Genomic DNA, 20798 nt, shown 5'->3' with positions numbered 1-20798 from the left:
CTAGGATTCAAAATACAACGGAGGACAACTCTATGAAAGAAGCGCAATTCATTTGGAAAGATGGCAAGCTTGTGCCGTGGGCAGAGGCTACCACGCATATCCTTACGCACACTTTACATTATGGCAATGCTGTGTTTGAAGGCACAAGGGCGTATATGACTAAGAGAGGCTTAGCGATTTTTCGCCTTGAAGCACACACAAAACGGCTCTTAGATTCTGCAAAAATTGTTTGTATTAAATCGCCCTACACACAAGCACAATTAGAATCTGCACAAATTGAGCTATTGCGCGCTAATAGGGCAGACTATAAGGGCAATGTATATATACGCCCTATTATTTATTTAGGCTATGGAGTAATGGGACTTAATCATATTAGTGCGCCTGTGAATGCGGCTATTGCGGCGTGGGAGTGGGGCGCGTATTTGGGTGAAGATGGCATTGCTAATGGCATTAAGGTAAAAACAAGCTCTTTTGTGCGCAACCCTATTAAAGCAATTATGGGCAAAGCAAAGGTAGCAGCAAATTATTTAAACTCTCAAATGGCAAAGCATGAGGCGATTTCTTGCGGATGTGATGAGGCGTTACTCCTTGATGATAATGGCTTTGTAGCAGAGGGTAGCGGAGAGTGCTTTTTTATCGTAAGAAATGGCAAGCTCATCACGCCTCCTTATGATAATACTTTAGAATCTATCACGCAGGCTACGACTATTGAGATTGCCAAAGATATGGGTATTCCTTTGGAGCAGCGGCGTATTACGCGTGATGAAGTGTATATTGCTGATGAGGCGTTTTTCACAGGCACAGCAGCGGAGATTACGCCTATTAGGGAGCTTGATGCGCGTGCAATTGGCAGCGGGAGTGCTGGGGAGATTACTAAATCTTTGCAAAAGGCATACTTTGATGTAGTGAACGGAGAAAATCCCAAATACGCGCATTACTTAACTTATATTGACGAGGAGAAATAAAATGCCCATTGATTTAAATGAACATCTTAAAAAGAAACGCGCCCAGCTTGATGAAAAGAATGCTAATAGCAAGGCTGAAGATAATAGGGGGAATGGTGGGGGTAATCGCCCAACTAATAATCGAGGCAATAACAATGGAGGGGGATTTAATATAGAATCTTTGCCCATGCCCTCTATGCCTAGTGGCAAATGGCTTGGGGTGATTATTATTGTCGCGCTGCTTTTTATTATTTTTATCGCGGCGCGTCCATTTGTGATTGTCAATGCCGGTGAAGTGGGCATCAAAGTAACCACAGGGCAGTATAATCCTGTGCCGCTTGAGCCGGGCTTGCACTTTTTTGTGCCTATTATTCAAGATGTGATTATTGTTGATGCAAAGGTGAGGACGATTAACTTTTCGCGCAGCGAGGATATGGGAAGCGTAGGCAGGGAGCAGAGTATTTTACGCAATGATGCGATTAATGTTATGGATACAAGTGGTATGACTATTTCTATAGAACTCACCGTGCAATATCAACTTGTGCGCGAGAAAGTGCCTGCAACCATTGCTGAATATGGCACACTATGGGAGCAAAAGATTATTAATCCTGTAATTCGCGATGTTGTGCGTAGTGCTGTGGGTAATTATCCCACAGAGGAGCTACCTACAAAGCGCGATGAAGTGGCAAATCTTATCTACACAGGCTTTAAAAACAAACTTGATGCAACGCCAAATCAACCTGTTAGGCTAGTATCTATCCAGCTGCGTGAAATTGTTTTGCCCGAACAAGTAAAAACGCGCATTGAGGGTGTGGAGCTTGCTAAAAGAGATGCGCAAAAGGCTAAAGAAGAGGCAAATGCACTGCGCGAGCGCGCAAAGGGTAAGGCTGACGCGCTAGAGATTGAGGCAAAAGGGCAGAGCGAGGCAAATAAGTTAGTGAATGAAAGCCTCTCGCAACGCTTACTTGAGTTGCGACAGATTGAAACACAAGGCAAATTTAATGAGGCATTAAAAGACAATGCAAATGCGCAGATTTTCCTAACACCCGGCGGGGCAGTGCCAAATATCTGGGTAGATTCTAAAAGCAAGCAGAAAAATGCAATTGTAGGGCAGTAGTGTATGCAAGATGGCTTTGAGCGCATTGAGTGGGAGCGGTATGAGCTTATCCCCACTATCGTGCAGGAATACCAAACTCACAAAGTGCTTATGCTCGCATACTCTTCAAAGCAATCTCTTGAGCTTACATTGCAAACGCACTTAGCGCATTATTTTTCTCGCTCCAAACATAGAATCTGGCAAAAGGGTGAGCAAAGCGGACATATACAGCGCATCAAAGAAATACGCCTTGATTGCGATAATGATAGCTTGCTTTTTATTGTGGAGCAAGTGGGCGTAGCGTGCCACACAGGAGAAAAAAGCTGCTTTTTTCAATCATATTTGCCAACACTAGGCGCACAGCCTACAAATTTAGCTTCCCAACCCCAAAAATTACCTATTTATCATATTTTAGATGAGTTGTATCATACCATTGAGCAAAGGCGCGGGGAGAGTGTGGAGCGCTCATATACGGCTTCTTTGCTAGCAAAAGGCGCAAATGGAGTGGGCAAAAAAATTATTGAAGAGGCAGGGGAGCTAAGCTTCGCGCTAAAAGATGGGCAAAAAGAGGAAATTATCTATGAATGCGCGGATTTATTTTATCATATCCTTGTAGGCTTAGCCTTAGAGCATATTTCGCCTGAATTGGTTTTACAAGAATTGCGCAGACGCACTGCGCAAAGTGGCATAGACGAAAAAGCCTCGCGCAAAAATAAATAAAGAGTATAAATGTTTGAAAATATCAAAGCACTTCTTTTGCAAATGGTCTCGTATTTGTCTGTGTATGAAATAGGCGCGCTGCTTGCGGGATTTTTTGTATTTATTATGATTTTTACGCTGGGGTTATTGCTCAGAGGTTGGCGATTTCTGGCGCGATTTTGTTTTTTGCTTTCTATGGCGGTGATTTTTGCTATGCCTTTTGTGCTGCATTTTGTTATGCGCGATATTTTGTATAAAATTGATGTAAATATTACAAGTGCGCACGCTATGCAATATACAAAGGGCTTTTTTGTTAGTGGGAGCATTACCCATAAAGGCAAGGTTGCCATTAATGAATGCCATATTGCTGTAAATGAGGTGCGAGATGAAAAGGGTAGCGTGGCGCTTGGCGTGTTAAATAGCATTTTGCCTAAACATTCATCATATATTACCATTGATATTGACATTGAAGTAGGGGAGAGCAAGGATTTTGCTGTGATAGTGCCTAAGGTAGAGGGGAAAGAGCCATTTTTGTATAGAATCTATGTCGATTGCTATTTGTCTAATAAATTTGCACAAAAAATGCAGAGCAAGCACGTAAAGGGCATTTCATCACATAATCCACAAGCGCCCACACAGCCTACAATGCCCACACATACGCAAAATACTGCCACGCTTATCGATAAGAAAGATGATATAGAATCTACGCCAAATAACACACAAGATTCTATAAAAGATAGCACTACTGCGGGGGCACAAGCTCAAGCAGAGTGATTTCGCATTCGCTTCCAATGCGCATAGGTGGTCCCCAAAATCCTGTGCCTTGCGAGACATACACTTTTGTCTTATGGAGATTTTCAAGCGTGTGCAAGCCTGAAATATAGGGCTGCTGCAAAAGCATAGCAAGTGAAAAAGGAAAGATTTGCCCTCCATGTGTATGTCCGCTTAGCACTAAATCAATTTTGTCAAATGGCGCTTGAAGGGAGTAAATGATTTTGGGCTGATGGGCTAGGAGAATGGTGGGCACATTTGGATTAATATGCTGTAATGCCTGCTTTATATCAGGCTGCAAATAGCCCACGCGCAGCCCCATAAAATCAGCCAAGCCTACGATATTAAGCGTATCAGCAATGGTGTAGCTTTCATTGATAAGCACATGAAAGCCTAGCCCTTTAAGCTTCTCAATAATATTATAAATATCGTGAAAATACTCATGATTGCCTAGGATATAAAAAACTCCCTCGCGCGCTTTAAGATGTTGCAGCTCATTAACGGCTAGCTCCACATGCTTTAGCGGTGCATCGACAATATCGCCCGTGAGAAAAATCATATCCGCATCAAGCTCATTTGTCATTTCTACTATTTGTTTTACCCTGTTTTGCTCTATAAGCCCGCCGATATGCACATCGCTAAGCACTGCTACTCTAAAAGGCGTGCTTAGACCCTCAATCTCTAGTGTCTTATGCACGATAGTGGGCTTTTTTACGCCATTGTAAGTGCCAATGCCAAGCATTATAAGGCTTAGGATAAAGATACTCACTTTTGCCCTATGGCGTGCGCGTGAGCGGGCAGATTTGGAACGAAAGGTCATAATAATAAGGGAGCAGCATTGATAGAGCAGGGCTGCCATTGTAAGCAAGAAAGTTATACCCAAAGAAAGTGAAAGCAGAAAATATATGGCTTGTGGGACTTGCGCACTATCGCGCAAAAATAAATAAGCAATGCAGCATAGGGCGTTTATGGCGGTAAGCGCTTTCCACACGAGGCGAACAAATGGCTTAGTGGATAGGGATTTAAGCAGGGCTTTATACATATAAATATGTAGCAAAATAAATAGCACAGAGCCTAAAAATGGAAAGGCGGCATTTTGCATTTGCGCAAATTGTGGAATATCCTGCATAAATCACTCTCCTTTCATATGTGGCGCGCTAGATTCTATAATATTTTGTAATATGTGAGTGTTTATAGAATCTAACCTTAAAAAATAAGTTAATAGATGTGCAAGCAGCTATAACTTTATACTTTAGGCGTTTGATGGCAATTCACTTGCCAGCAAACAAGACCGCGCGGCTTTATGAAAAAGCAACAGCGCGGCATTATAGAATCTAGCCTTTAAATGTGAAATTGATGAGCGTGTAGTAATCATCAATTTTATACTTTGTTATGCGGCAGCGCCTAAATGCCCCTAGATTCTGTAATGTATAGAATCTAGAGCAGTTTTTAAGATTCTATACATTACGGCTCTATTTGCCAAAGTGAGGGGTAGCCCCCACTTTTATTTTAATTTATCTTTGACACTGCCTAGAATCGCATTAAACGCATGAGCATCATTCATCGCCATATCCGCTAGCACTTTTCTATCAAGCTCGATATTAGCTAGCTTTAACGCGTGCATAAAGCGCGAATAGCTCGTGCCATTGATTTTGCAAGCCGCATTAATACGCGTAATCCACAATCGCCTAAAATCACGCTTCTTTTGCTTCCTATCGCGGAACGCATAGCACATGCTGCGCTCAAGCTGCTCTTTTGCCTTTCTAAAATGCTTATGACGCCCGCTATAAAAGCCTCGAGCAAGTTTTAGAATCTTTTTATGTCTTCTTCGTCGAACAACGCCTGTTTTTACTCTCATTTTTTCTCCTTTACCATATAAGGTGTAAGCTTACGCTTCTCTTGCCCACAAATGCTGTGGGGAGCTAGATTCTATGCCATACAAAGTAGGCTTTTTACAGAATCAACATTAGTGCTGTGAACATATTTTGGTGCGTTAAGATGTGCTTTGCGCTTAGGCGATTTTTTTGTCAAGATATGACTTTTAAACGCGCTGCCGCGCTTGATGGCATTTTTTTTAAGCTTAAAGCGTTTAGCTGCACCACGATTTGTTTTCATCTTTGGCATTATTGTCTCCTTTCATAAGATTAATGTTTGTCTTTTTTCTTTGGCACATAGAGGATATTGAGGTATTTGCCCTCTAGCTTTGGCTCTTTTTCCGCTACTGCAATATCTTCAAGCATAAGCGCGACTTTATGCAATGTCTCCATACCTGCTTGAGGAATGCTTAGCTCACGCTGTTTTAGAAATACTTTAAACCTCACATGCTTGCCTGCTTGCAAAAATTCAATGGCGTGCTTGACTTTATAGTTAATGTCATTTTGCGCAATTTGCGTAGAAAGCTTGATTTCTTTAATTTCGATTTGCTTTTGCTTCTTGCGCGCCTCTTTTTGCTTTTTTTCAGCATGATAGCGGAATTTGCCATAGTCCATTATCTTACACACAGGCGGATTTGCATTGGGCGAAATAAGCACTAAATCAAGCCCCGCTTTTTGAGCCAAGCTCAAAGCCTCTTTAGAGGAAATAACGCCATACATCTCCCCATCATCGCTCACGCAACGCACTTCTTTAAAGTTTATCTCTTCATTGAGTAATACATCTTCTTTGCTCAAAAGGCAACCTCTCCTATTTTTGTTTTAAGTATGGTGAGAAACTCACCTTCAGGGAGTTCATATTGTGATTTCTCCCGCCTGTCACGGATTGAGAGTATTTTACTCTCCACCTCTTTTGCTCCTAAGACAATAATCAAAGGCACGCGCTGCTTTTCAGCTAGGCGAATCTTCTTGCTTAGACTTTCATTTTTATCCATAACTTCAGCATACGCGCCGCTTTGCGTAATAATTTTATCACGCAAAGCCCTTGCATACTCAAGTTGCGCATCACCGATGGGGACAAGAATTACTTGTGTAGGAGCAATAAAAAGTGGGAATTCACCCCCAAAATGCTCTGTCAAAATCGCCACAAATCGTTCAAATGAGCCAAGTATAGCACGATGAATCATCACCGGCTGCACTTGCGCATTATGCTCATCAGTATAGCTTAGCTCAAAGCGTTCAGGGAGATTCATATCAATTTGTATCGTGCCGCACTGCCATTTGCGCCCTATGGCGTCAGTAATTTTAATATCAATCTTTGGACCATAAAATGCCCCGCCACCTTCATCAATCTCATAATGTATCTTATTTTGCTCCAAAGCTTTCTTTAGCGCGTTCGTGGCATTTTCCCACACTTCATCGCTGCCTATTGATTTGCTTGGGCGCGTGGATAGCTCCATTTCATATTTAAAACTAAAGGCATGCATTATGCTTTTTGTGAAAGCAATGATATGATTAACTTCCTCCTCAATCTGCTCTGCTCTGCAAAAAATATGCGCATCATCTTGCGTAAATTCCCTCACACGCAATAAACCATGCAGCACGCCACTTCGCTCATGTCTATGCACAATGCCATATTCATAGAATCTAAGCGGTAATTCCCTGTAGCTGCGCGGAGAGCTTTGATAGACTTTGATATGCCCTACACAATTCATAGGCTTAATGCCATACTCTTGCTCATCAATGGTAGTAAAATACATATTTTCCTTGTAGTTGGCGTAATGCCCGCTTTTTTTCCATACATCACTTTTTAGTATTTCAGGTCCCCTAACAGGCTCATACCCTCGCTCATTAAGCGCTGTGGTGAGCAAACGCTCGATATTTTGGCGCAGCCTAGCACCCTTTGGCAGCCATATAGGCAGCCCTGCTCCAATTTCCTCATCGAAAGTGAAAAGTCCCATTTCTTGCCCAAGTTTGCGATGGTCACGCTTCTTTGCCTCCTCCATAGCAAAGAGATAATCTTTAAGCGATTGTTTATCCGCAAAAGCAATGCCATAGATTCTCACAAGCATTTGTGCGTGTTCATCGCCACCAAGATACGCACCTGCGACTTTTGTGAGCTTAAAATGTTGTAAAAATTTTGTATTTGGCAAATGAGGTCCCCTGCATAAATCCTCAAAATCCCCTTGCGCGTAGATACTAAGATTATCATCTGGTATGCGGCTCATTACAGCCAACTTTAGCTCATCGTTGCCAAATTTTATTTGCGCCTCTTGTCGTGAAAGGGTGTATTTATTGATAGGATAGGCATTTTGAGCAATTTCTTTCATTTTAGATTCTATGGTAGGCAAGTCCTCCTCGCTAATTTTAGAATCTACTTTAAAATCATAATAAAATCCCTCATCAACCACCGGTCCTACAAAAAATTGTGCCTCTGGATACAGCGCCTTAATAGCTTGCGCCATAAGGTGTGCGCAGGAGTGACGGATAATAGACAAAGATTCTTTAGAATTATTAAAAAGAATATTATCCCCGCTAATGCCAAGCTCTTTTGCCGTGCAAATATCATAAATAGATTGATTGTGCTTAATGCCTATAACTTCGCTCATTTATACTTTCATAACCTCTTCTTCTTTGTGCTTGACCATATCATCGCATTTTTTCACAAATTCATCAGTGTATTTTTGTATCTCATCAAGTGCTTTTTTGCCCTCATCTTCTGTGATAGTCTTATCTTTTTCAAGCTTTTTAATGGCATTATTAGCATCTTGACGAATATTGCGAATGGCAACTTTTGCCTTTTCTCCCATAGATTTAGCATTTTTGGCAATTTCTTTGCGCTGCTCTTGCGTCATAGGGGGGAAAAAGAGCTTCACGCACTCACTATCGCTGTTTGGATTAACGCCTATATTAGCCTCTTGGATAGATTTTTCAATATCTTTAATGAGTGGCTTCTCCCATGGCGTGATGATGATAGTTGTGGCATCTTGGGCAATCACAGAGCCAACTTGATTGAGCGGGGTTGGCGTGCCATAATAATCTATGCGGATATTATCCAAAATACTTACACTTACTTTACCACTGCGCAGTGTGCTAAAATCTCTACGCAATGAATCTATCGTCTTGTCCATGTGCGATTTTGCATTTTGGTAAATCTCGCCTAACATAACGCTCCTTTATTTATTATCTGCTTTGTTTGCTTCATTGCTTGCTGCATCGTTGAGTAGCGGCGCGGAGGGAATATTCTCATCAACAATAAAAGCATTGGCACTCTCATCTGTATTTACGCTAGGAGCAGGCGAAGTGCTATTTTGTGAAGTAGTCTGCATAGAATCTAGCACGCTTTTTTGACTTTGTTTATTATACGCATAGCTTAAGGCAATGGTATTAAGCACAAAAAGCAAGCCCAAAACCATTGTAGATTTTGCTAAAAATCCTGCAGGACCCTTCGCCCCAAAGACAGATTCATTACTTCCGCTATACGCGCCAAGCCCGATACTTGAGCTTTTTTGCAAAAGCACGGCAATGGTAATAATCACTGCTAAAACAATTTGTGTGATAAGAAAAAAGGTAGTCATTGACACTCCAAAATATACGCAAAATCTAAAATAAGCGCACGATTATAGCAAAAAATCCTTATAGTAAGCTTGCATCGTGCTTTAAGCTCCATACACAAAAGCAGTTTTTAAGGACTAGATTCTGTAAATAGATTTTGTGGAATGTATCTTTATAGAATCTGGATTTGATAAGTGAGGGATAAAGGGACAAAAGTGCCAAAACATACTGCACAATGCTATAAATGCGCAAAATGGCGCTATTGTAGTGGTGTATAATAGTGGTGCGCATATTTTACTGCACAATGCACACTTCACACGCTAGAGTAATGCCGCTTGCCTCAAACACACGCTTTTTTGCAAGCTCAATAAGGCTTATAGCATCTGCAAAAGTCGCGTTGCCTTTATTGATAAGAAAGTTAGCATGTTTTTGACTAAAGGCAGCATCGCCGATACTATAGCCCTTTAAGCCTACAGATTCTAAAAGTCTGCCAGCAAAATCGCCCTTAGGATTTTTAAAACAGCTCCCGCAGCTTGGCTCCTTTGGGTGAGCTTTACGCAGGACATTAAACATCTTTTGCAGCTCATCATTAAAGCCTATATTTTTATAGAATCTAGCCGCGAGGATAACGCCATTTATCCCACTATCGCGGTAATTCATAGGGATAGATTCTATATTATGCCACTCTCCATTAATATTGACAGAATGAATGAGCTGCTTGATTTCATATCGCTTCATACCTGCATTCATTTTTACTAGCCCTCCAAGACTCCCCGGTAGCGCCTGCAAAAACTCCGCTCCAGAGAGATTGTGCGCCTTAAAATAATGAAAAATACGCCCAGAGCTATATGCGCCGCCAATTTCGATGAGATGTTGAGAATCTTCATAGCAGTCTTTAATATACGCAAAGTTTTTGTCAAGCATAGCCAAATGCTGTGCAGTGGGGGAGATGAGGAGATTATTCGCCTGCCCTATGATAGTTAGATTCTGTAAATGAGCAAAAGTAGCATCTTGTAGAGTTTGAATGAGTGAGACTTCAAGCGTAGAGCCGATTTTAAGACTTGAATAGGTCGCAAAATTAATAAGGCGCGTTTGCATTAGAAATTAATATTAGCAATCATCGTAAGCAGCATACGCGTGTAATCAGTAATCATATTAATCATCCAAGGCATAGCAAAAATAATCACCGCCACAACGGCTAGAATCTTTGGCACAAAGGTGAGTGTCATTTCATTAATCTGCGTAGTGGCTTGAAAAATACTCACAAGCAAACCCACAATCAGCCCAGCTAAAAGCATAGGGAGGGACAAAATAAGTGTAAGTTTATAAGTTTGAACTGCCAGTGCCATAAGTTGCGCTTCCATAGCAATACCTTTAAGTTAAAGTCTTTTTAGTCGTCATTAATGGCAGGAAGACGAGAGAATCGAACTCCCCAAGGATTAGACACCTAACCCTTCAATGGGTTTGAAGCCCACGGCGCCCACCAGGGACACTAGTCCTCCAAAAGTGCAGATTCTATAAAATTTATAGAATCTAGCAATTAAATCACAAAATCATCATTTATAGAATCTAATTATAGAATCTAAGTTGCCCTAGATTCTATAAACACTAATGCCTAATGTCCGCAGCCACAGCCCCCGCCACCATGAGCGTGTCCGCCACCACCGCAGCAACCACCGCCACCATGGTGATGCCCTTCGCCACTGCCACAGCCACAGCCCCCGCCAACGCCACCTTGTAAAATCTCCATTTCTGTTGGTTCGCGCACATCAAGCACTTTTACATCAAAATCTAGCGTTTTGCCAGCTAGGGGGTGATTGTAGTCAATAATTACAAATTTATCGTTAAAATCTTTCACGCTCACTTGCGTTACTTGCCCATCTTCACTCTGTCCAAAAACCGTCATTCCAGCCTTTAAATCAATATTCTCAAACTGTTCACGTGGCACTTCCTGCACAAAATCGCTTTGATAAGTGCCATAAGCATCTTCTGGCTGAATGGTAGCCTTGATATTATCTCCTACATTTGCGCCTATGAGGGCATTCTCAAGTCCGCTAATAATCTGCCCTGAACCGACAAGAAATTCTAGTGGTGAGCCGCCCTTGTTAGAATCAAGCAGTGCATTATCGGCTTGATTGAATACCTCATATTCGATACTTACAACTTTATTTGGTGCAATCATTTTTTGTCCTTGTGTTGATTTTTTAGCTTTTTCGCTTCTTGGGCTTCTTTGCTCGTAGGATAGTTACTTACTAAAGAATCCAAAAGCTTATTATAATTATTTGTATCTTTGATAGCGTTGAAACATTTGGCAGAATGTAGCAAAAGTGTAGGCATATATTTTGCCTTATCATTTATAAGCGCACTTTCTTTGTAGTGGTAAATAGCGGTGTTGTATGATTTACTTTTGAGAGCAATCTCGCCAAGGTAAAAATGGCTTTGAGCTTTTTTGTAATTAATTTCTACAAACCATTCAAGGCGTGCTTTTGCAGGCTCATATTCGGCCTTATTGAACATTTCTTGTGCTTGAGTGAAAATTTCTGCTTTTTTATTTTTATCTTTGATAAAATCTATAGTGGGAGTGGCTGGCTTAGAATCTTTATTTGCTTGATTTGCAGGGTTTGGATTGCTTAGGGCTTTGAGTTCGTTAAGGATAGTTTGATTGAGGGTAGAGAGCGTTTGATTAATCTCTTGAATCTGCGCTTTAAGCGTTTGAATATCTTGCGTGTTGGTATCAACTTGTTGCTTAAGATTCTCATAAAGCGCGCTTTGCGTTTTTAGCTCCTCTATATCTTTTGCTTGCTGCGTGGTTTGTATGATTTGCTGTTGAAGTTTGGAGCTTTGAGATTCATAAAGGCTTGATATGCCCTCTTGGGCTTGTTGAATAGTATCAACTCTTTGCTGAAGACTAGTAATAAGACTTTGGAGGGTTTTTATGTCGTTTTTGGTGACTCCGCTTTGTTTTTCAAAAGCGGAGGGTTCATTGGCACACAGGAGAATGGGTATAGCGAAAAGTAGAAGCCGCTTCACCAAACTCTATGCCTTAAAATGTGTTACTGTGCGAGTTTGAATTCAACGCGTCTATTTTCTTGATTACACTCAGGTGTATCGCTTGTGCAAGTAGGCTTGCTTTCGCCATAGCTCACAGTCTTAATTTGAGAAGCATTTACACCGCGTGTTGTAAGGGCATTTTTTACCGCATTGGCTCTTTTTGTACCAAGCGCATAATTGTAAGCGTCTGAACCATAAGAGTCTGTATGTCCTTCAAGAACAACCTTTGCTCCTGTGTTTTTGAGTGCAGTAGCACTTTTTTCTACGCGGTCTTCCATGTCGGTGCGAATGTCGTATTTATCAAAATCAAATAATACCTTTGCATAGCCAGCAGCAGTATCTGTAGTTAAATCTACGAAATTATCCCCATTGCTAGGCTTGTTTGCGGCAGTACCAGAACCAGAATCCGCTGCTTCAGGCTCTGAACAACCAGCACAAATAAGCGCGACTAGAACACCTGTTACGATGTATTTTTTCATCTTGTCTCCTTTAAAAGTAAATATGGGCTATTCTATGCAACAAAAGTAAATAGTGCAAATTCTACCAATCAAAAGCTTGGATTTTCATTCTAGTGAGTGGAAAAAAGTAATTTGTATTGTAATCTATACGAATAATGCCTAGCGCACTTTGGGCTTTATAATGCTTAAGATACATAATAGTCCCGCCATCGTGAGAATATTTAGGCATTTGATTTTTGCCACTTGCTGTAAGTCGGCGAATATAATTTGAGCCCGGAGCAAGCGAGATAAGATAAAGATTGAAAGTATTGCTTCCAAACTCGTTATTTGTTTCTCGACTTGTATAGACGGCATATTTTCCATTTGATGTAACAGCGCTATTGTTCCTGCCATGCAACACAACCTGTTCCGTGCCACCACCATCAATGCGCATCATAAATATGTTAGGATATCCTAGTCTATCGGATACAAAAATAATCTCTTTTTCATCATTTACAAATTTACCATCAACATCTATCCCCGAATAATTGGTGAGTCTGCGCATATTGGTGCTTTTTGTATTATAAATATACAAATCAGAAAGCGCGGTGGGTGAGAGGCTAAGGATAAGATTCTCTCCATTTTTGCTGACATCAGAAACGATAGCGACACCCTCGCTGCTTACCAGCCTTTCAATTTGCCCACTCACTAAATTATGCTTAACAATAGTTGGCACATCAAGGTATTTTGTGTAGTAAATGCTTTCTTGTTTAGAATCTGCCCACTTTGGAAATATGTTAAGTCCTCCTCTAACCACTACTTTTTGGTATGTAAGTGTATAATCTGCGATGAGAATTTCACTGCTACCCGAAGTAGTGTATTGTGAAAGCACGACGAGGCGCTGCATCCATTGTATGCTTGGGGCTTGTATATAACTATTAACATCTATGGTCATATTGTGGGCAATGAAAGGGAAGCGCTTTAAGTCATTTTCTGTATATTCTTTGGTGTAGGCGAGCTTTGAACGATTAATATCATAAAGCAATATTGTGCCTGTTATGGCATTTGAGGATTTGCTCACTTTAATTTGTGCGAGTAAGTCAATTTTTTTGTCTGCATAGTCTTTATAGGTGATTGTTTGAGCCTTACTCACGCCACCATCATAGACTTGAAAATGCCCGCTTACTTTTAAATCTGCCACTAGCATTTTAAGCACTTTTGCGCCAAAATCAGCATTCTCACTATCTAGTCTTTCAACTACAATATATGGAATCTTGTTGGTATTTTTGACAATTTCTAAGGTCGCATCAACGGCAAAAAGCTGAATGCCTAGCAATAATATAAGTCCAATTAGTCTCATAAGTCTCCTTTAATTTTTAAAAGTAGTGGCAATCTCCCTTGCTCCCTTAGGGTGTGGCGGAAAGTGCATTTGCGTGCATGCCTCAAGCATGGCTTTAAGAGAATCATCAAAAGCCACATTGCCAGAGTATTTTACAATTTTATAGCTAAAAACTCCATTGTCTGCAATGCGAATATTTACCAATGCTTGCATTTTATCTTCAACATAAAAAGTCTGTTGCCATTGCTGGAGTATCATTTTTTCAATTTGAGCATACCACTCATCATATTCTCCTTCACTTTGATTGCTCTGCGTACTGATGGTTAGATTATTTAGGGCGTTAAGTTTGTTTTGTAACTCTTGTGTGGCTGATTGCAAATCTTTGAGCTTTTGCTCTTTTGCATTTTGCTCAATTTTTTCTCGATTATCGCCTATAGGGGCATTTTGTGAGGGCTGATTACTATCTATATTGTTAAATATATCTTTGATGCCAGAGCCAGCAAGTGGATTATTGCTTGTGGCGGGCTTTTGACTTGGGCTAGGAGTGGGCTTGTCATCAATGATTGCCTCAATGCTTATGGCGTGAAGGGATAGGGCAGATTCTCTAAGGGAGGCATAATGTGTAGGCGCTTGGCGAAAGAGAGTAAAAACAAGCGCGATGATAATAAGACAATAAGTACAAAAGGAAATAATACCGCTTGCAATAAATAAAAGAGCGTTATTCATCTTAGCTGCTAGTGATAAGGGATACTTTAAGGAAGCCAGATTCTTTAGCGGTTTTAAGAATATATATCACATCTTCATATTTAAGATTCTTATCTGCGCGGATAAAAATATTTATGTCCTTATCAAAATTTTTACTAAATAGCACAAAAGAATCCGCAAAATTTTGAAATTCATATATTTTATCACGAATGTGAATTTTTCTATCTGCGCTTATACGGATTTCGAGCATAGAATCTTGAGCGACTTTTTTTGATTTAGAACCTTTGGGGAGAGTGATATCCTCTTGATAAGTAATCGTAGGCGTGCTTACCATAAGGATAGCTAAGAGGACTAGCATAATATCCACAAGTGGCGTGATATTTAGCTCTGGCTTTTCCTCCCAATCAAATTCATCATTATTCATAGAATCTGCTCACTTATAGAATCTACTTGCTCGCAAGGATAAGGTCAATTTGCATTTGAATGCATGTAGCGATTTGATAGCATTTGCGTTTAATGAGCAAATGGAATGAGTAAGCTGGAATCGCTACAAGAATGCCTGCTGCAGTTGCTACAAGGGCTTTTGAGATAACTGGCGCTATCACATCAAAGGAGACATTGCCCCCGCCTAATACGCTAAAGGTTTCTAAAATTTCAACCACTGTGCCAAATAATCCTATAAATGGTGCTGTAGAAGCAACAAGGCTTAAAAACACAAGCGAGGAGGTAGCACTCTGAGTAGCCTTAAGTTTCCATACTTGCAATAATTCCCTTGAAACACGCCCTTCATTTTTTTCAAGCAGGGCGTTAAGGAAAGTATTTTTTGGAATAAGAATGCTTTTAGCAAGGAGCATTTCAAGGTGATATTTCTCTGTGGAGAGCCAATCGCTCAAAGTAAAGCTTTTATAAATATAAATCCAAAGTGTGATAAGAAAGTAAAAAGAGAGCCATACAAGCACGACAATAGTAGTTATCGTGCTTTCATCAAAAAAATGCCTTAGTGTTCCCATGTGACTTAGATTCTGCTTTTTGCCACATTTTCAATGCGAGAAACTACAGCACCAAGTAAGGCATTATCGCTAGTGGCTTGCTTAAGGAGCGTTTTGGCATTATCAAGGGCTAGAGCAATTTCAGATTCTGCACTACCACCAATGGCTACAGCCCCATCGGCGATGACTTTAATATCAGCAGATGAGACTTCGGCATATCCCCAATTAATTGCTACAAGCTCCTTTTTGTTTTTGGGAGTTTCAAACTCAATCACACCCACCTTAAGGAGTGCAAAAAGATTGCAGTGTCCGGGGAAAACACCAAATTCCCCCTCACTACCGGGCATAACAACATATTTAACCTCGCCATTATAAATACTGCCGTAAGGAGTAACAATGCTGAGTGTGAGATTATCCATAATTAACACCTACGCGTTTTTCATTTTTTGAGCTTTTTCTAGGGCTTCTTGAATGTTGCCCACCATATAGAAAGCATTTTCAGGAATATCATCATACTTTCCTTCTAAAATACCCTTAAAGCCCTCCAATGTTTCTTCAAGCGTTACATATTTGCCAGGACTTCCTGTAAAAATCTCTGCCACAAAGAAAGGTTGAGACAAGAACTTTTCAATCTTTCTAGCCCTATCAACCACTCGTTTATCCTCCTCACTTAGCTCGTCCATTCCTAAGATTGCAATAATGTCTTGTAAATCTTTATATTTTTGCAATACTTGTTGAATACCTGTAGCAATTTTATAATGCTCCTCCCCAACAACTTGTGGGTCTAAGATTCTAGAAGTTGAATCTAGTGGGTCGACGGCTGGATAAATACCTTTTTCAGATATTTTTCTATTAAGCACAGTTGTCGCATCAAGGTGTGAGAATACTGAAGCAGGAGCTGGGTCTGTCAAGTCATCAGCTGGTACATACACAGCTTGCACAGATGTGATAGAGCCTTTTTTGGTCGAAGTGATACGCTCTTGGAGCTTGCCCATTTCTCCTGCGAGTGTAGGTTGATAACCAACAGCAGAGGGAATTCTGCCAAGAAGTGCGGACATTTCAGAACCTGATTGGGCATAGCGGAAAATATTGTCGATAAACATAAGCACATCAAGTCCCTTTTCATCGCGGAAATACTCCGCCATAGTTAAACCCGTGAAAGCAATGCGATTTCTAGCTCCTGGTGGCTCATTCATTTGTCCATAGCAAAGGGCAACTTTATCCAAGACGCCACCTTCTTTCATTTCATTATAGAGGTCATTTCCCTCTCTTGTCCTCTCACCAACACCCGCGAACACAGAATATCCGCTATGTTTGTAGGCAACATTATGGATAAGCTCCATAATAACCACAGTTTTGCCTACACCTGCGCCGCCAAATAAGCCAACTTTCCCTCCTTTAGAGTATGGTGCTAGCAAATCGACAACTTTAATGCCTGTTTCAAACATCTCTGTCCTCGTGCTTTGATTTTCAAAGCTTGGTGCTTCACGATGGATAGGCCATTTAACATCGCTCTTAAGTGCCTCACCACCATCAATAATATCACCTGTTACATTGAAGATTCTGCCTAGCACAGCTTCACCTACAGGCACTTCAATCATTTTGCCGCGCGCCTTGACTTCTTGTCCGCGTGTGAGCCCTTCTGTCATATCCATAGCAATAGTGCGAACGCGATTATCCCCTAAATGAGCAGCAACCTCTAGCACGAGCTTGCTTTGTCGTCCTTCAACATCATATAAAACATCAATGGCTTCATTGATTAACGGCAGATATGAACTAAATTCAACATCTACCACCGGACCCATGACTTGCGTAATTTTACCTTGCATTTATTCTCCTTTATAAATTTATTTAATAGCCTCAACGCCGGCATTAATCTCCACAAGCTCTGTTGTGATAGCCTCCTGCCTTGCCTTATTAAGAGATATAGTAAGGCTTTTAACCAAATCCCCTGCATTATTTGTAGCAGCGTCCATAGCTTGGATTCTAGCGCTATGCTCCGCAGCTAGAGAATCTACTAAAGCATAATACATGTTGTATTGTATATACTTTTTGGCTAGCTCATCAAGTATGATGTCCTCCTCATCTTCTGGCTCAATATTGATAATCGCCGCAGCGTGAGTATCTTGCTCCACATTAATAGTGAGCGGTAAGATTGCGCGAGATTCTAATTCTTGTGAAATCATATTTTTAAATCCATTATGGACTATTATCACTTCATCAGTTGCGCCGCTTAGAAAATCTTCCACCACATTATCAATAAACTCTACAGCTTTTTCAAAAGTAGGCATAGCACTTAAACCTACGACTTTATCAAGCACCTCAATGTCGTTAAAAGCAAAAAATAAAATACCTTTTTTGCCAATACCTCTTAGGCGCACTTTAACACCTTGCTGCTTGTATAGTGTCATAAGCCGCATAACTTCCTTGATAGTAGCGATATTAAAGCCACCGCATAAACCCTTATCGGCAGTGATAAAGATAATATCTAGCTTCTTAATTTGCCTATCTTTAGATTTTGCAAAATAACGACTATTTATGCTATCAAGTCCTCGCAAGCGTATTTTTGCTATCACATCATCAAACATCTCATTGAGTTGTGTTGCATACGCTTTAGAGCGGCGTGCTAGCTCTTCGGCTTTTTTTAGCTTGGAGCTTGAGACAAGCTTCATAGCTTTAGTCGTCTTTTGTGTGTTCTTAACACTTGTTATCTGCTTTCTTATATCTTTGAGGTTGCCACCCATAAAAGCTCCTTACCTACGCTCCAAAATTTGCTTTAAATTCTTCAAGCACCCTATTAAGCTCAGATTCTATATCCTTGTCAAGCGCTTTTTTCACACTAATATCCTCAAAAATTTTAGGATACTTTGCTTCTAGGAATGGGTAAAGTTCGGCTTCAAACTCTACCACCTTGCTTGCAGGAATACTATCAAGGAAACCATTCGCGCCAGCGTAGATAATAATTACTTGTTTTTCAATGGCTAGAGGAGAGTAGGGAGGCTGCTTAAGAATCTCAACCATTCTTTGCCCTCTTTCAAGCTGTTTGCGACTAAGTTCATCAAGGTCGGAGGCAAATTGCGAGAATGCTTGCAGCTCTCTAAATTGAGCCAAGTCAAGGCGCAATGTCCCTGCCACTTGCTTAGTAGCTTTAATTTGTGCCGCGCCACCAACTCTTGAAACAGATAGACCGACATTAATTGCTGGGCGGATACCAGAGTTAAATAAATCCGTTTCAAGGAAAATCTGCCCATCGGTGATAGAGATAACATTAGTAGGAATATAGGCAGCCACATCGCCCGCTTGCGTTTCAATAATTGGCAACGCTGTCAAAGAGCCAGCACCAAGCTCATCATTGAGTTTTGCAGCGCGCTCAAGCAAACGAGAGTGTAGATAAAAGACATCTCCGGGGAAAGCCTCGCGTCCGGGTGGTCGTCTCAAAATAAGTGACATTTCACGATACGCCACAGCATGCTTACTCAAATCATCGTAGATGATAAGCGCATGGCGAGCATTATCTCTAAAATACTCACCAATGGTAACTCCAGTATATGGAGCTAGAAATTGCATAGCAGCGGAGAAAGAAGCAGGCGCATTAACTACAACAGTGTATTCCATAGCTCCATGTTCTTCAAGCTTGCGCACTACTTGAGCTACAGTTGATTCCTTTTGCCCCACAGCGACGTAGATACATACAACATCTTGCCCTTTTTGATTAATGATAGTATCAACTGCCACGGTGGTTTTACCAGTTTGTCTATCACCAATAATCAACTCTCTTTGCCCGCGACCAATAGGCACGAGGGCATCAATAGCCTTGATACCTGTTTGAAGTGGTTGATGAACGGATTTACGCGCCATAATACCCGGAGCTTTCTCCTCCACGAAACGATATTCGCTTGCCTCAATGGCTCCTTTGCCATCAATAGGCTCACCTAGTGTATTAATCACACGCCCAACAACCGCATCACCCACAGGGACTTTCATAAGTTTTTTCAAACGCTTAACAGAAGTACCTTCCTTGATAGTGCGCCCAGCACCAAGCACAACAACCCCCACGCTACTTTCCTCAAGGTTAAAGGCAATGCCTGTATCACCAGTATCAAACTCCACCATTTCATAATACATCACATTATTTAAGCCATACACTTTAGCAACGCCATCAGCATATGCAATAACCTTGCCTGTCTCGCTAATATCGATGTTAATGTTGAAATTCTCAATTCTTTCTTTGATGATTGAGCTAATTTCTTCTGCTTTGATTTTTGTGCTCACTTTTTTCTCCTTTTAATAAATTAAAGTGCTTTAAGGATATGATTTTTCAAATCATTGCTAAAACGCTCTCTAGAAAAAGACACCTCAATGCCTAAATCCTCCACACTTAGCCTTATTCCATCTGTTCCGCTTATTTTTTGTTTAATACTTAGCTTCACACCAAGCTTTTTTGCTAGTGAGGCTTGTATCTTATCAAGCGTTTTTGAATCTAACTCCTCCTTGCTCACAAGTGTAGCGGCATATTCTTTCTTGCGTGCCAATAAGCATTTTTCAAGCTCTTGAGCAATGTAGGGAATGAGCTGGATTCTATCCTCTTCAACTAAGAGGCGAAAGAAATTTTGAATTTTCACATCGACATTGCCTATAGATTCTAATAAAAGCTGCTCTTTTTGTGTTTTATTTAAAAAAGGCGAAGCAATAATGCTCATAACTTTTTTATCCTGTAGTGAGCTTGATAAATCTTTAAGGATATTCAGCATTTCATCTAGTTTAATACTCGAATTTATAAGGGCTTGAGTGTATTTTTTTGCAATGCTTAGCATTATGAAATCCTTTTTGTGATGATATTAACATAATCATCTTTATTGAGCTGCACTTGAGAATCCTGCATAAGCTCATTGAGCAAGGCACTCACACTCTCTTGTATAGCCCTTCTTTTCTCAAGCTCCATATTAGCTTCAAGCGCGTATTTAAACATTTCTATATCTTTTTTAATTTGCTCATTATATTTTTGCTCAACCAAATACGCCTCTTGCTTGGCAGCATTTACAATCTCTTTTGCTCTTTCTTTGCTTTCCTCTAAACGCTTTTGAGCTAATTCCTTTTCTTGTTTAGCCTTGTGGAGGGTGTCCTGCACTTCTTGTAAGCGCGCGGCAATAGCATTTCGCCTATTCACAAAGATACCCTTTATAGAATCAAAGGCAAAATACCAAAGTATGGCTGCAAAAATTACAAAGTTGATTACGCGCTGGATAAAATCGCTATCTTGAATGCTTACAGAAGCGGCAAGCAAAAACGAAGGAGAGGCGATAAGGATTACATAGGCAAATATCTTTCTCATCAAAACTCC

General features: G+C 40.7%; 26 protein-coding genes and 1 tRNA gene. 4 read left to right on the top strand and 23 right to left on the bottom strand.

Features of this window, described 5'->3' with window-relative positions; all coding sequences use genetic code 11:
* Nucleotides 1-32: 32 nt before the first annotated feature.
* The 4 genes from LS71_RS07355 to LS71_RS07340 are packed head-to-tail and all read left to right on the top strand — an operon-like array spanning nucleotide 33 to nucleotide 3513.
* On the top strand, nucleotides 33-965 hold the full coding sequence (locus LS71_RS07355) for a branched-chain amino acid transaminase (protein WP_034353582.1): 933 nt from the start codon (nucleotides 33-35) through the stop codon (nucleotides 963-965).
* Nucleotide 966: 1 nt separating this feature from the next.
* The gene (locus LS71_RS07350; RefSeq protein ID WP_034353580.1) at nucleotides 967-2061 is read left to right on the top strand and encodes a prohibitin family protein; all 1095 of its coding nucleotides are present in this window, start codon (nucleotides 967-969) and stop codon (nucleotides 2059-2061) included.
* 3 nt (nucleotides 2062-2064) lie between these two features.
* Entirely contained in the window at nucleotides 2065-2760 is a 696-nt protein-coding gene (hisIE, locus tag LS71_RS07345) for a bifunctional phosphoribosyl-AMP cyclohydrolase/phosphoribosyl-ATP diphosphatase HisIE (RefSeq protein ID WP_034353578.1), read from the top strand.
* Between the two features lie 9 nt (nucleotides 2761-2769).
* Nucleotides 2770-3513, top strand: coding sequence for a DUF2393 domain-containing protein (locus tag LS71_RS07340; protein WP_052057901.1), 744 nt, complete (start codon nucleotides 2770-2772; stop codon nucleotides 3511-3513).
* Here the strand turns inward: LS71_RS07340 and LS71_RS07335 are convergent.
* From LS71_RS07335 to LS71_RS07230, 23 genes are all read right to left on the bottom strand, one after another.
* Nucleotides 3482-4639, bottom strand: coding sequence for a metallophosphoesterase (locus LS71_RS07335; RefSeq protein ID WP_034353575.1), 1158 nt, complete (start codon nucleotides 4637-4639; stop codon nucleotides 3482-3484). The two genes, LS71_RS07340 and LS71_RS07335, sit on opposite strands and share 32 nt — an antisense overlap.
* Nucleotides 4640-5014: 375 nt before the next feature.
* A complete protein-coding gene (gene rplT / locus LS71_RS07330; protein ID WP_034353572.1) occupies nucleotides 5015-5368 on the bottom strand; it encodes a 50S ribosomal protein L20 in 354 nt (117 codons plus the stop codon).
* A gap of 71 nt (nucleotides 5369-5439) precedes the next feature.
* A complete protein-coding gene (gene rpmI, locus LS71_RS07325; RefSeq protein WP_034353570.1) occupies nucleotides 5440-5634 on the bottom strand; it encodes a 50S ribosomal protein L35 in 195 nt (64 codons plus the stop codon).
* Between the two features lie 20 nt (nucleotides 5635-5654).
* Nucleotides 5655-6179: a translation initiation factor IF-3 gene (gene infC, locus LS71_RS07320; protein WP_034353568.1), complete on the bottom strand. Its 525-nt coding sequence runs from the start codon at nucleotides 6177-6179 to the stop codon at nucleotides 5655-5657.
* Nucleotides 6176-7990 (bottom strand): threonine--tRNA ligase, encoded by a 1815-nt coding sequence (gene thrS / locus LS71_RS07315; protein WP_034353566.1) that lies wholly within the window; start codon nucleotides 7988-7990, stop codon nucleotides 6176-6178. The genes infC and thrS overlap by 4 nt, the downstream gene beginning before the upstream one ends.
* Nucleotides 7991-8548 (bottom strand): ribosome recycling factor, encoded by a 558-nt coding sequence (gene frr, locus LS71_RS07310; RefSeq protein WP_034353563.1) that lies wholly within the window; start codon nucleotides 8546-8548, stop codon nucleotides 7991-7993. It lies immediately after the preceding gene.
* Between the two features lie 9 nt (nucleotides 8549-8557).
* Entirely contained in the window at nucleotides 8558-8959 is a 402-nt protein-coding gene (gene secG, locus LS71_RS07305; RefSeq protein WP_034353560.1) for a preprotein translocase subunit SecG, read from the bottom strand.
* A gap of 271 nt (nucleotides 8960-9230) precedes the next feature.
* Nucleotides 9231-10034 (bottom strand): UDP-N-acetylmuramate dehydrogenase, encoded by an 804-nt coding sequence (locus tag LS71_RS07300; RefSeq protein WP_034353557.1) that lies wholly within the window; start codon nucleotides 10032-10034, stop codon nucleotides 9231-9233.
* The gene (gene fliQ / locus LS71_RS07295; protein ID WP_034353555.1) at nucleotides 10034-10300 is read right to left on the bottom strand and encodes a flagellar biosynthesis protein FliQ; all 267 of its coding nucleotides are present in this window, start codon (nucleotides 10298-10300) and stop codon (nucleotides 10034-10036) included. The genes LS71_RS07300 and fliQ overlap by 1 nt, the downstream gene beginning before the upstream one ends.
* 40 nt (nucleotides 10301-10340) lie before the next feature.
* Nucleotides 10341-10439 (bottom strand) — tRNA-Sec (locus LS71_RS09400).
* A gap of 112 nt (nucleotides 10440-10551) precedes the next feature.
* Nucleotides 10552-11118, bottom strand: coding sequence for an FKBP-type peptidyl-prolyl cis-trans isomerase (locus LS71_RS07290; RefSeq protein WP_034353552.1), 567 nt, complete (start codon nucleotides 11116-11118; stop codon nucleotides 10552-10554).
* On the bottom strand, nucleotides 11115-11966 hold the full coding sequence (locus tag LS71_RS07285) for a tol-pal system YbgF family protein (RefSeq protein WP_034353601.1): 852 nt from the start codon (nucleotides 11964-11966) through the stop codon (nucleotides 11115-11117). Before LS71_RS07285 ends, LS71_RS07290 begins: the two co-directional genes overlap by 4 nt.
* Nucleotides 11967-11989: 23 nt before the next feature.
* On the bottom strand, nucleotides 11990-12466 hold the full coding sequence (locus tag LS71_RS07280) for an OmpA family protein (RefSeq protein WP_034353550.1): 477 nt from the start codon (nucleotides 12464-12466) through the stop codon (nucleotides 11990-11992).
* Nucleotides 12467-12527: 61 nt separating this feature from the next.
* Nucleotides 12528-13784: a Tol-Pal system protein TolB gene (gene tolB, locus LS71_RS07275; RefSeq protein ID WP_034353548.1), complete on the bottom strand. Its 1257-nt coding sequence runs from the start codon at nucleotides 13782-13784 to the stop codon at nucleotides 12528-12530.
* Between the two features lie 9 nt (nucleotides 13785-13793).
* The gene (locus tag LS71_RS07270; RefSeq protein ID WP_034353545.1) at nucleotides 13794-14489 is read right to left on the bottom strand and encodes an energy transducer TonB; all 696 of its coding nucleotides are present in this window, start codon (nucleotides 14487-14489) and stop codon (nucleotides 13794-13796) included.
* Nucleotide 14490: 1 nt separating this feature from the next.
* Nucleotides 14491-14892 carry an ExbD/TolR family protein gene (locus LS71_RS07265; RefSeq protein WP_034353543.1) on the bottom strand — a complete coding sequence of 134 codons (402 nt, stop codon included), beginning with the start codon at nucleotides 14890-14892 and terminating at the stop codon, nucleotides 14491-14493.
* 22 nt (nucleotides 14893-14914) lie between these two features.
* Nucleotides 14915-15478 (bottom strand): MotA/TolQ/ExbB proton channel family protein, encoded by a 564-nt coding sequence (locus LS71_RS07260; protein WP_034353541.1) that lies wholly within the window; start codon nucleotides 15476-15478, stop codon nucleotides 14915-14917.
* A 5-nt stretch (nucleotides 15479-15483) separates the two neighbouring features.
* The gene (gene atpC, locus LS71_RS07255; RefSeq protein WP_034353538.1) at nucleotides 15484-15876 is read right to left on the bottom strand and encodes an ATP synthase F1 subunit epsilon; all 393 of its coding nucleotides are present in this window, start codon (nucleotides 15874-15876) and stop codon (nucleotides 15484-15486) included.
* A gap of 9 nt (nucleotides 15877-15885) precedes the next feature.
* Nucleotides 15886-17286, bottom strand: coding sequence for a F0F1 ATP synthase subunit beta (gene atpD, locus LS71_RS07250; protein ID WP_034353535.1), 1401 nt, complete (start codon nucleotides 17284-17286; stop codon nucleotides 15886-15888).
* Nucleotides 17287-17304: 18 nt separating this feature from the next.
* The gene (atpG, locus tag LS71_RS07245) at nucleotides 17305-18201 is read right to left on the bottom strand and encodes an ATP synthase F1 subunit gamma (RefSeq protein WP_034353532.1); all 897 of its coding nucleotides are present in this window, start codon (nucleotides 18199-18201) and stop codon (nucleotides 17305-17307) included.
* A gap of 13 nt (nucleotides 18202-18214) precedes the next feature.
* Entirely contained in the window at nucleotides 18215-19729 is a 1515-nt protein-coding gene (gene atpA / locus LS71_RS07240; RefSeq protein WP_034353529.1) for a F0F1 ATP synthase subunit alpha, read from the bottom strand.
* Between the two features lie 20 nt (nucleotides 19730-19749).
* The gene (locus LS71_RS07235; protein WP_034353528.1) at nucleotides 19750-20271 is read right to left on the bottom strand and encodes a F0F1 ATP synthase subunit delta; all 522 of its coding nucleotides are present in this window, start codon (nucleotides 20269-20271) and stop codon (nucleotides 19750-19752) included.
* Entirely contained in the window at nucleotides 20271-20789 is a 519-nt protein-coding gene (locus tag LS71_RS07230; RefSeq protein WP_034353525.1) for a F0F1 ATP synthase subunit B, read from the bottom strand. The genes LS71_RS07235 and LS71_RS07230 overlap by 1 nt, the downstream gene beginning before the upstream one ends.
* Nucleotides 20790-20798 lie beyond the last annotated feature (9 nt).

Origin of the sequence: Helicobacter jaachi, assembly GCF_000763135.2 — a bacterium.
Classification (GTDB): Bacteria; Campylobacterota; Campylobacteria; order Campylobacterales; family Helicobacteraceae; genus Helicobacter_C; species Helicobacter_C jaachi.
The sequence above is the reverse complement of the archived record's forward strand: the minus strand, read 5'-3'. Positions and strand labels throughout refer to the sequence as shown.

What these genes read in the sequence shown, in the direction of transcription:
- LS71_RS07355 (WP_034353582.1), top strand. Translation starts at nt 33, where the DNA reads ATGAAAGAAGCGCAATTCATTTGGAAAGATGGCAAGCTTGTGCCGTGG.
- LS71_RS07350 (WP_034353580.1), top strand. Translation starts at nt 967, where the DNA reads ATGCCCATTGATTTAAATGAACATCTTAAAAAGAAACGCGCCCAGCTT.
- hisIE (WP_034353578.1), top strand. Translation starts at nt 2,065, where the DNA reads ATGCAAGATGGCTTTGAGCGCATTGAGTGGGAGCGGTATGAGCTTATC.
- LS71_RS07340 (WP_052057901.1), top strand. Translation starts at nt 2,770, where the DNA reads ATGTTTGAAAATATCAAAGCACTTCTTTTGCAAATGGTCTCGTATTTG.
- LS71_RS07335 (WP_034353575.1), bottom strand. Translation starts at nt 4,639, where the DNA reads ATGCAGGATATTCCACAATTTGCGCAAATGCAAAATGCCGCCTTTCCA.
- rplT (WP_034353572.1), bottom strand. Translation starts at nt 5,368, where the DNA reads ATGAGAGTAAAAACAGGCGTTGTTCGACGAAGAAGACATAAAAAGATT.
- rpmI (WP_034353570.1), bottom strand. Translation starts at nt 5,634, where the DNA reads ATGCCAAAGATGAAAACAAATCGTGGTGCAGCTAAACGCTTTAAGCTT.
- thrS (WP_034353566.1), bottom strand. Translation starts at nt 7,990, where the DNA reads ATGAGCGAAGTTATAGGCATTAAGCACAATCAATCTATTTATGATATT.
- frr (WP_034353563.1), bottom strand. Translation starts at nt 8,548, where the DNA reads ATGTTAGGCGAGATTTACCAAAATGCAAAATCGCACATGGACAAGACG.
- secG (WP_034353560.1), bottom strand. Translation starts at nt 8,959, where the DNA reads ATGACTACCTTTTTTCTTATCACACAAATTGTTTTAGCAGTGATTATT.
- LS71_RS07300 (WP_034353557.1), bottom strand. Translation starts at nt 10,034, where the DNA reads ATGCAAACGCGCCTTATTAATTTTGCGACCTATTCAAGTCTTAAAATC.
- fliQ (WP_034353555.1), bottom strand. Translation starts at nt 10,300, where the DNA reads ATGGAAGCGCAACTTATGGCACTGGCAGTTCAAACTTATAAACTTACA.
- LS71_RS07290 (WP_034353552.1), bottom strand. Translation starts at nt 11,118, where the DNA reads ATGATTGCACCAAATAAAGTTGTAAGTATCGAATATGAGGTATTCAAT.
- LS71_RS07280 (WP_034353550.1), bottom strand. Translation starts at nt 12,466, where the DNA reads ATGAAAAAATACATCGTAACAGGTGTTCTAGTCGCGCTTATTTGTGCT.
- tolB (WP_034353548.1), bottom strand. Translation starts at nt 13,784, where the DNA reads ATGAGACTAATTGGACTTATATTATTGCTAGGCATTCAGCTTTTTGCC.
- LS71_RS07270 (WP_034353545.1), bottom strand. Translation starts at nt 14,489, where the DNA reads ATGAATAACGCTCTTTTATTTATTGCAAGCGGTATTATTTCCTTTTGT.
- LS71_RS07265 (WP_034353543.1), bottom strand. Translation starts at nt 14,892, where the DNA reads ATGAATAATGATGAATTTGATTGGGAGGAAAAGCCAGAGCTAAATATC.
- LS71_RS07260 (WP_034353541.1), bottom strand. Translation starts at nt 15,478, where the DNA reads ATGGGAACACTAAGGCATTTTTTTGATGAAAGCACGATAACTACTATT.
- atpC (WP_034353538.1), bottom strand. Translation starts at nt 15,876, where the DNA reads ATGGATAATCTCACACTCAGCATTGTTACTCCTTACGGCAGTATTTAT.
- atpD (WP_034353535.1), bottom strand. Translation starts at nt 17,286, where the DNA reads ATGCAAGGTAAAATTACGCAAGTCATGGGTCCGGTGGTAGATGTTGAA.
- atpG (WP_034353532.1), bottom strand. Translation starts at nt 18,201, where the DNA reads ATGGGTGGCAACCTCAAAGATATAAGAAAGCAGATAACAAGTGTTAAG.
- LS71_RS07235 (WP_034353528.1), bottom strand. Translation starts at nt 20,271, where the DNA reads ATGCTAAGCATTGCAAAAAAATACACTCAAGCCCTTATAAATTCGAGT.
- LS71_RS07230 (WP_034353525.1), bottom strand. Translation starts at nt 20,789, where the DNA reads ATGAGAAAGATATTTGCCTATGTAATCCTTATCGCCTCTCCTTCGTTT.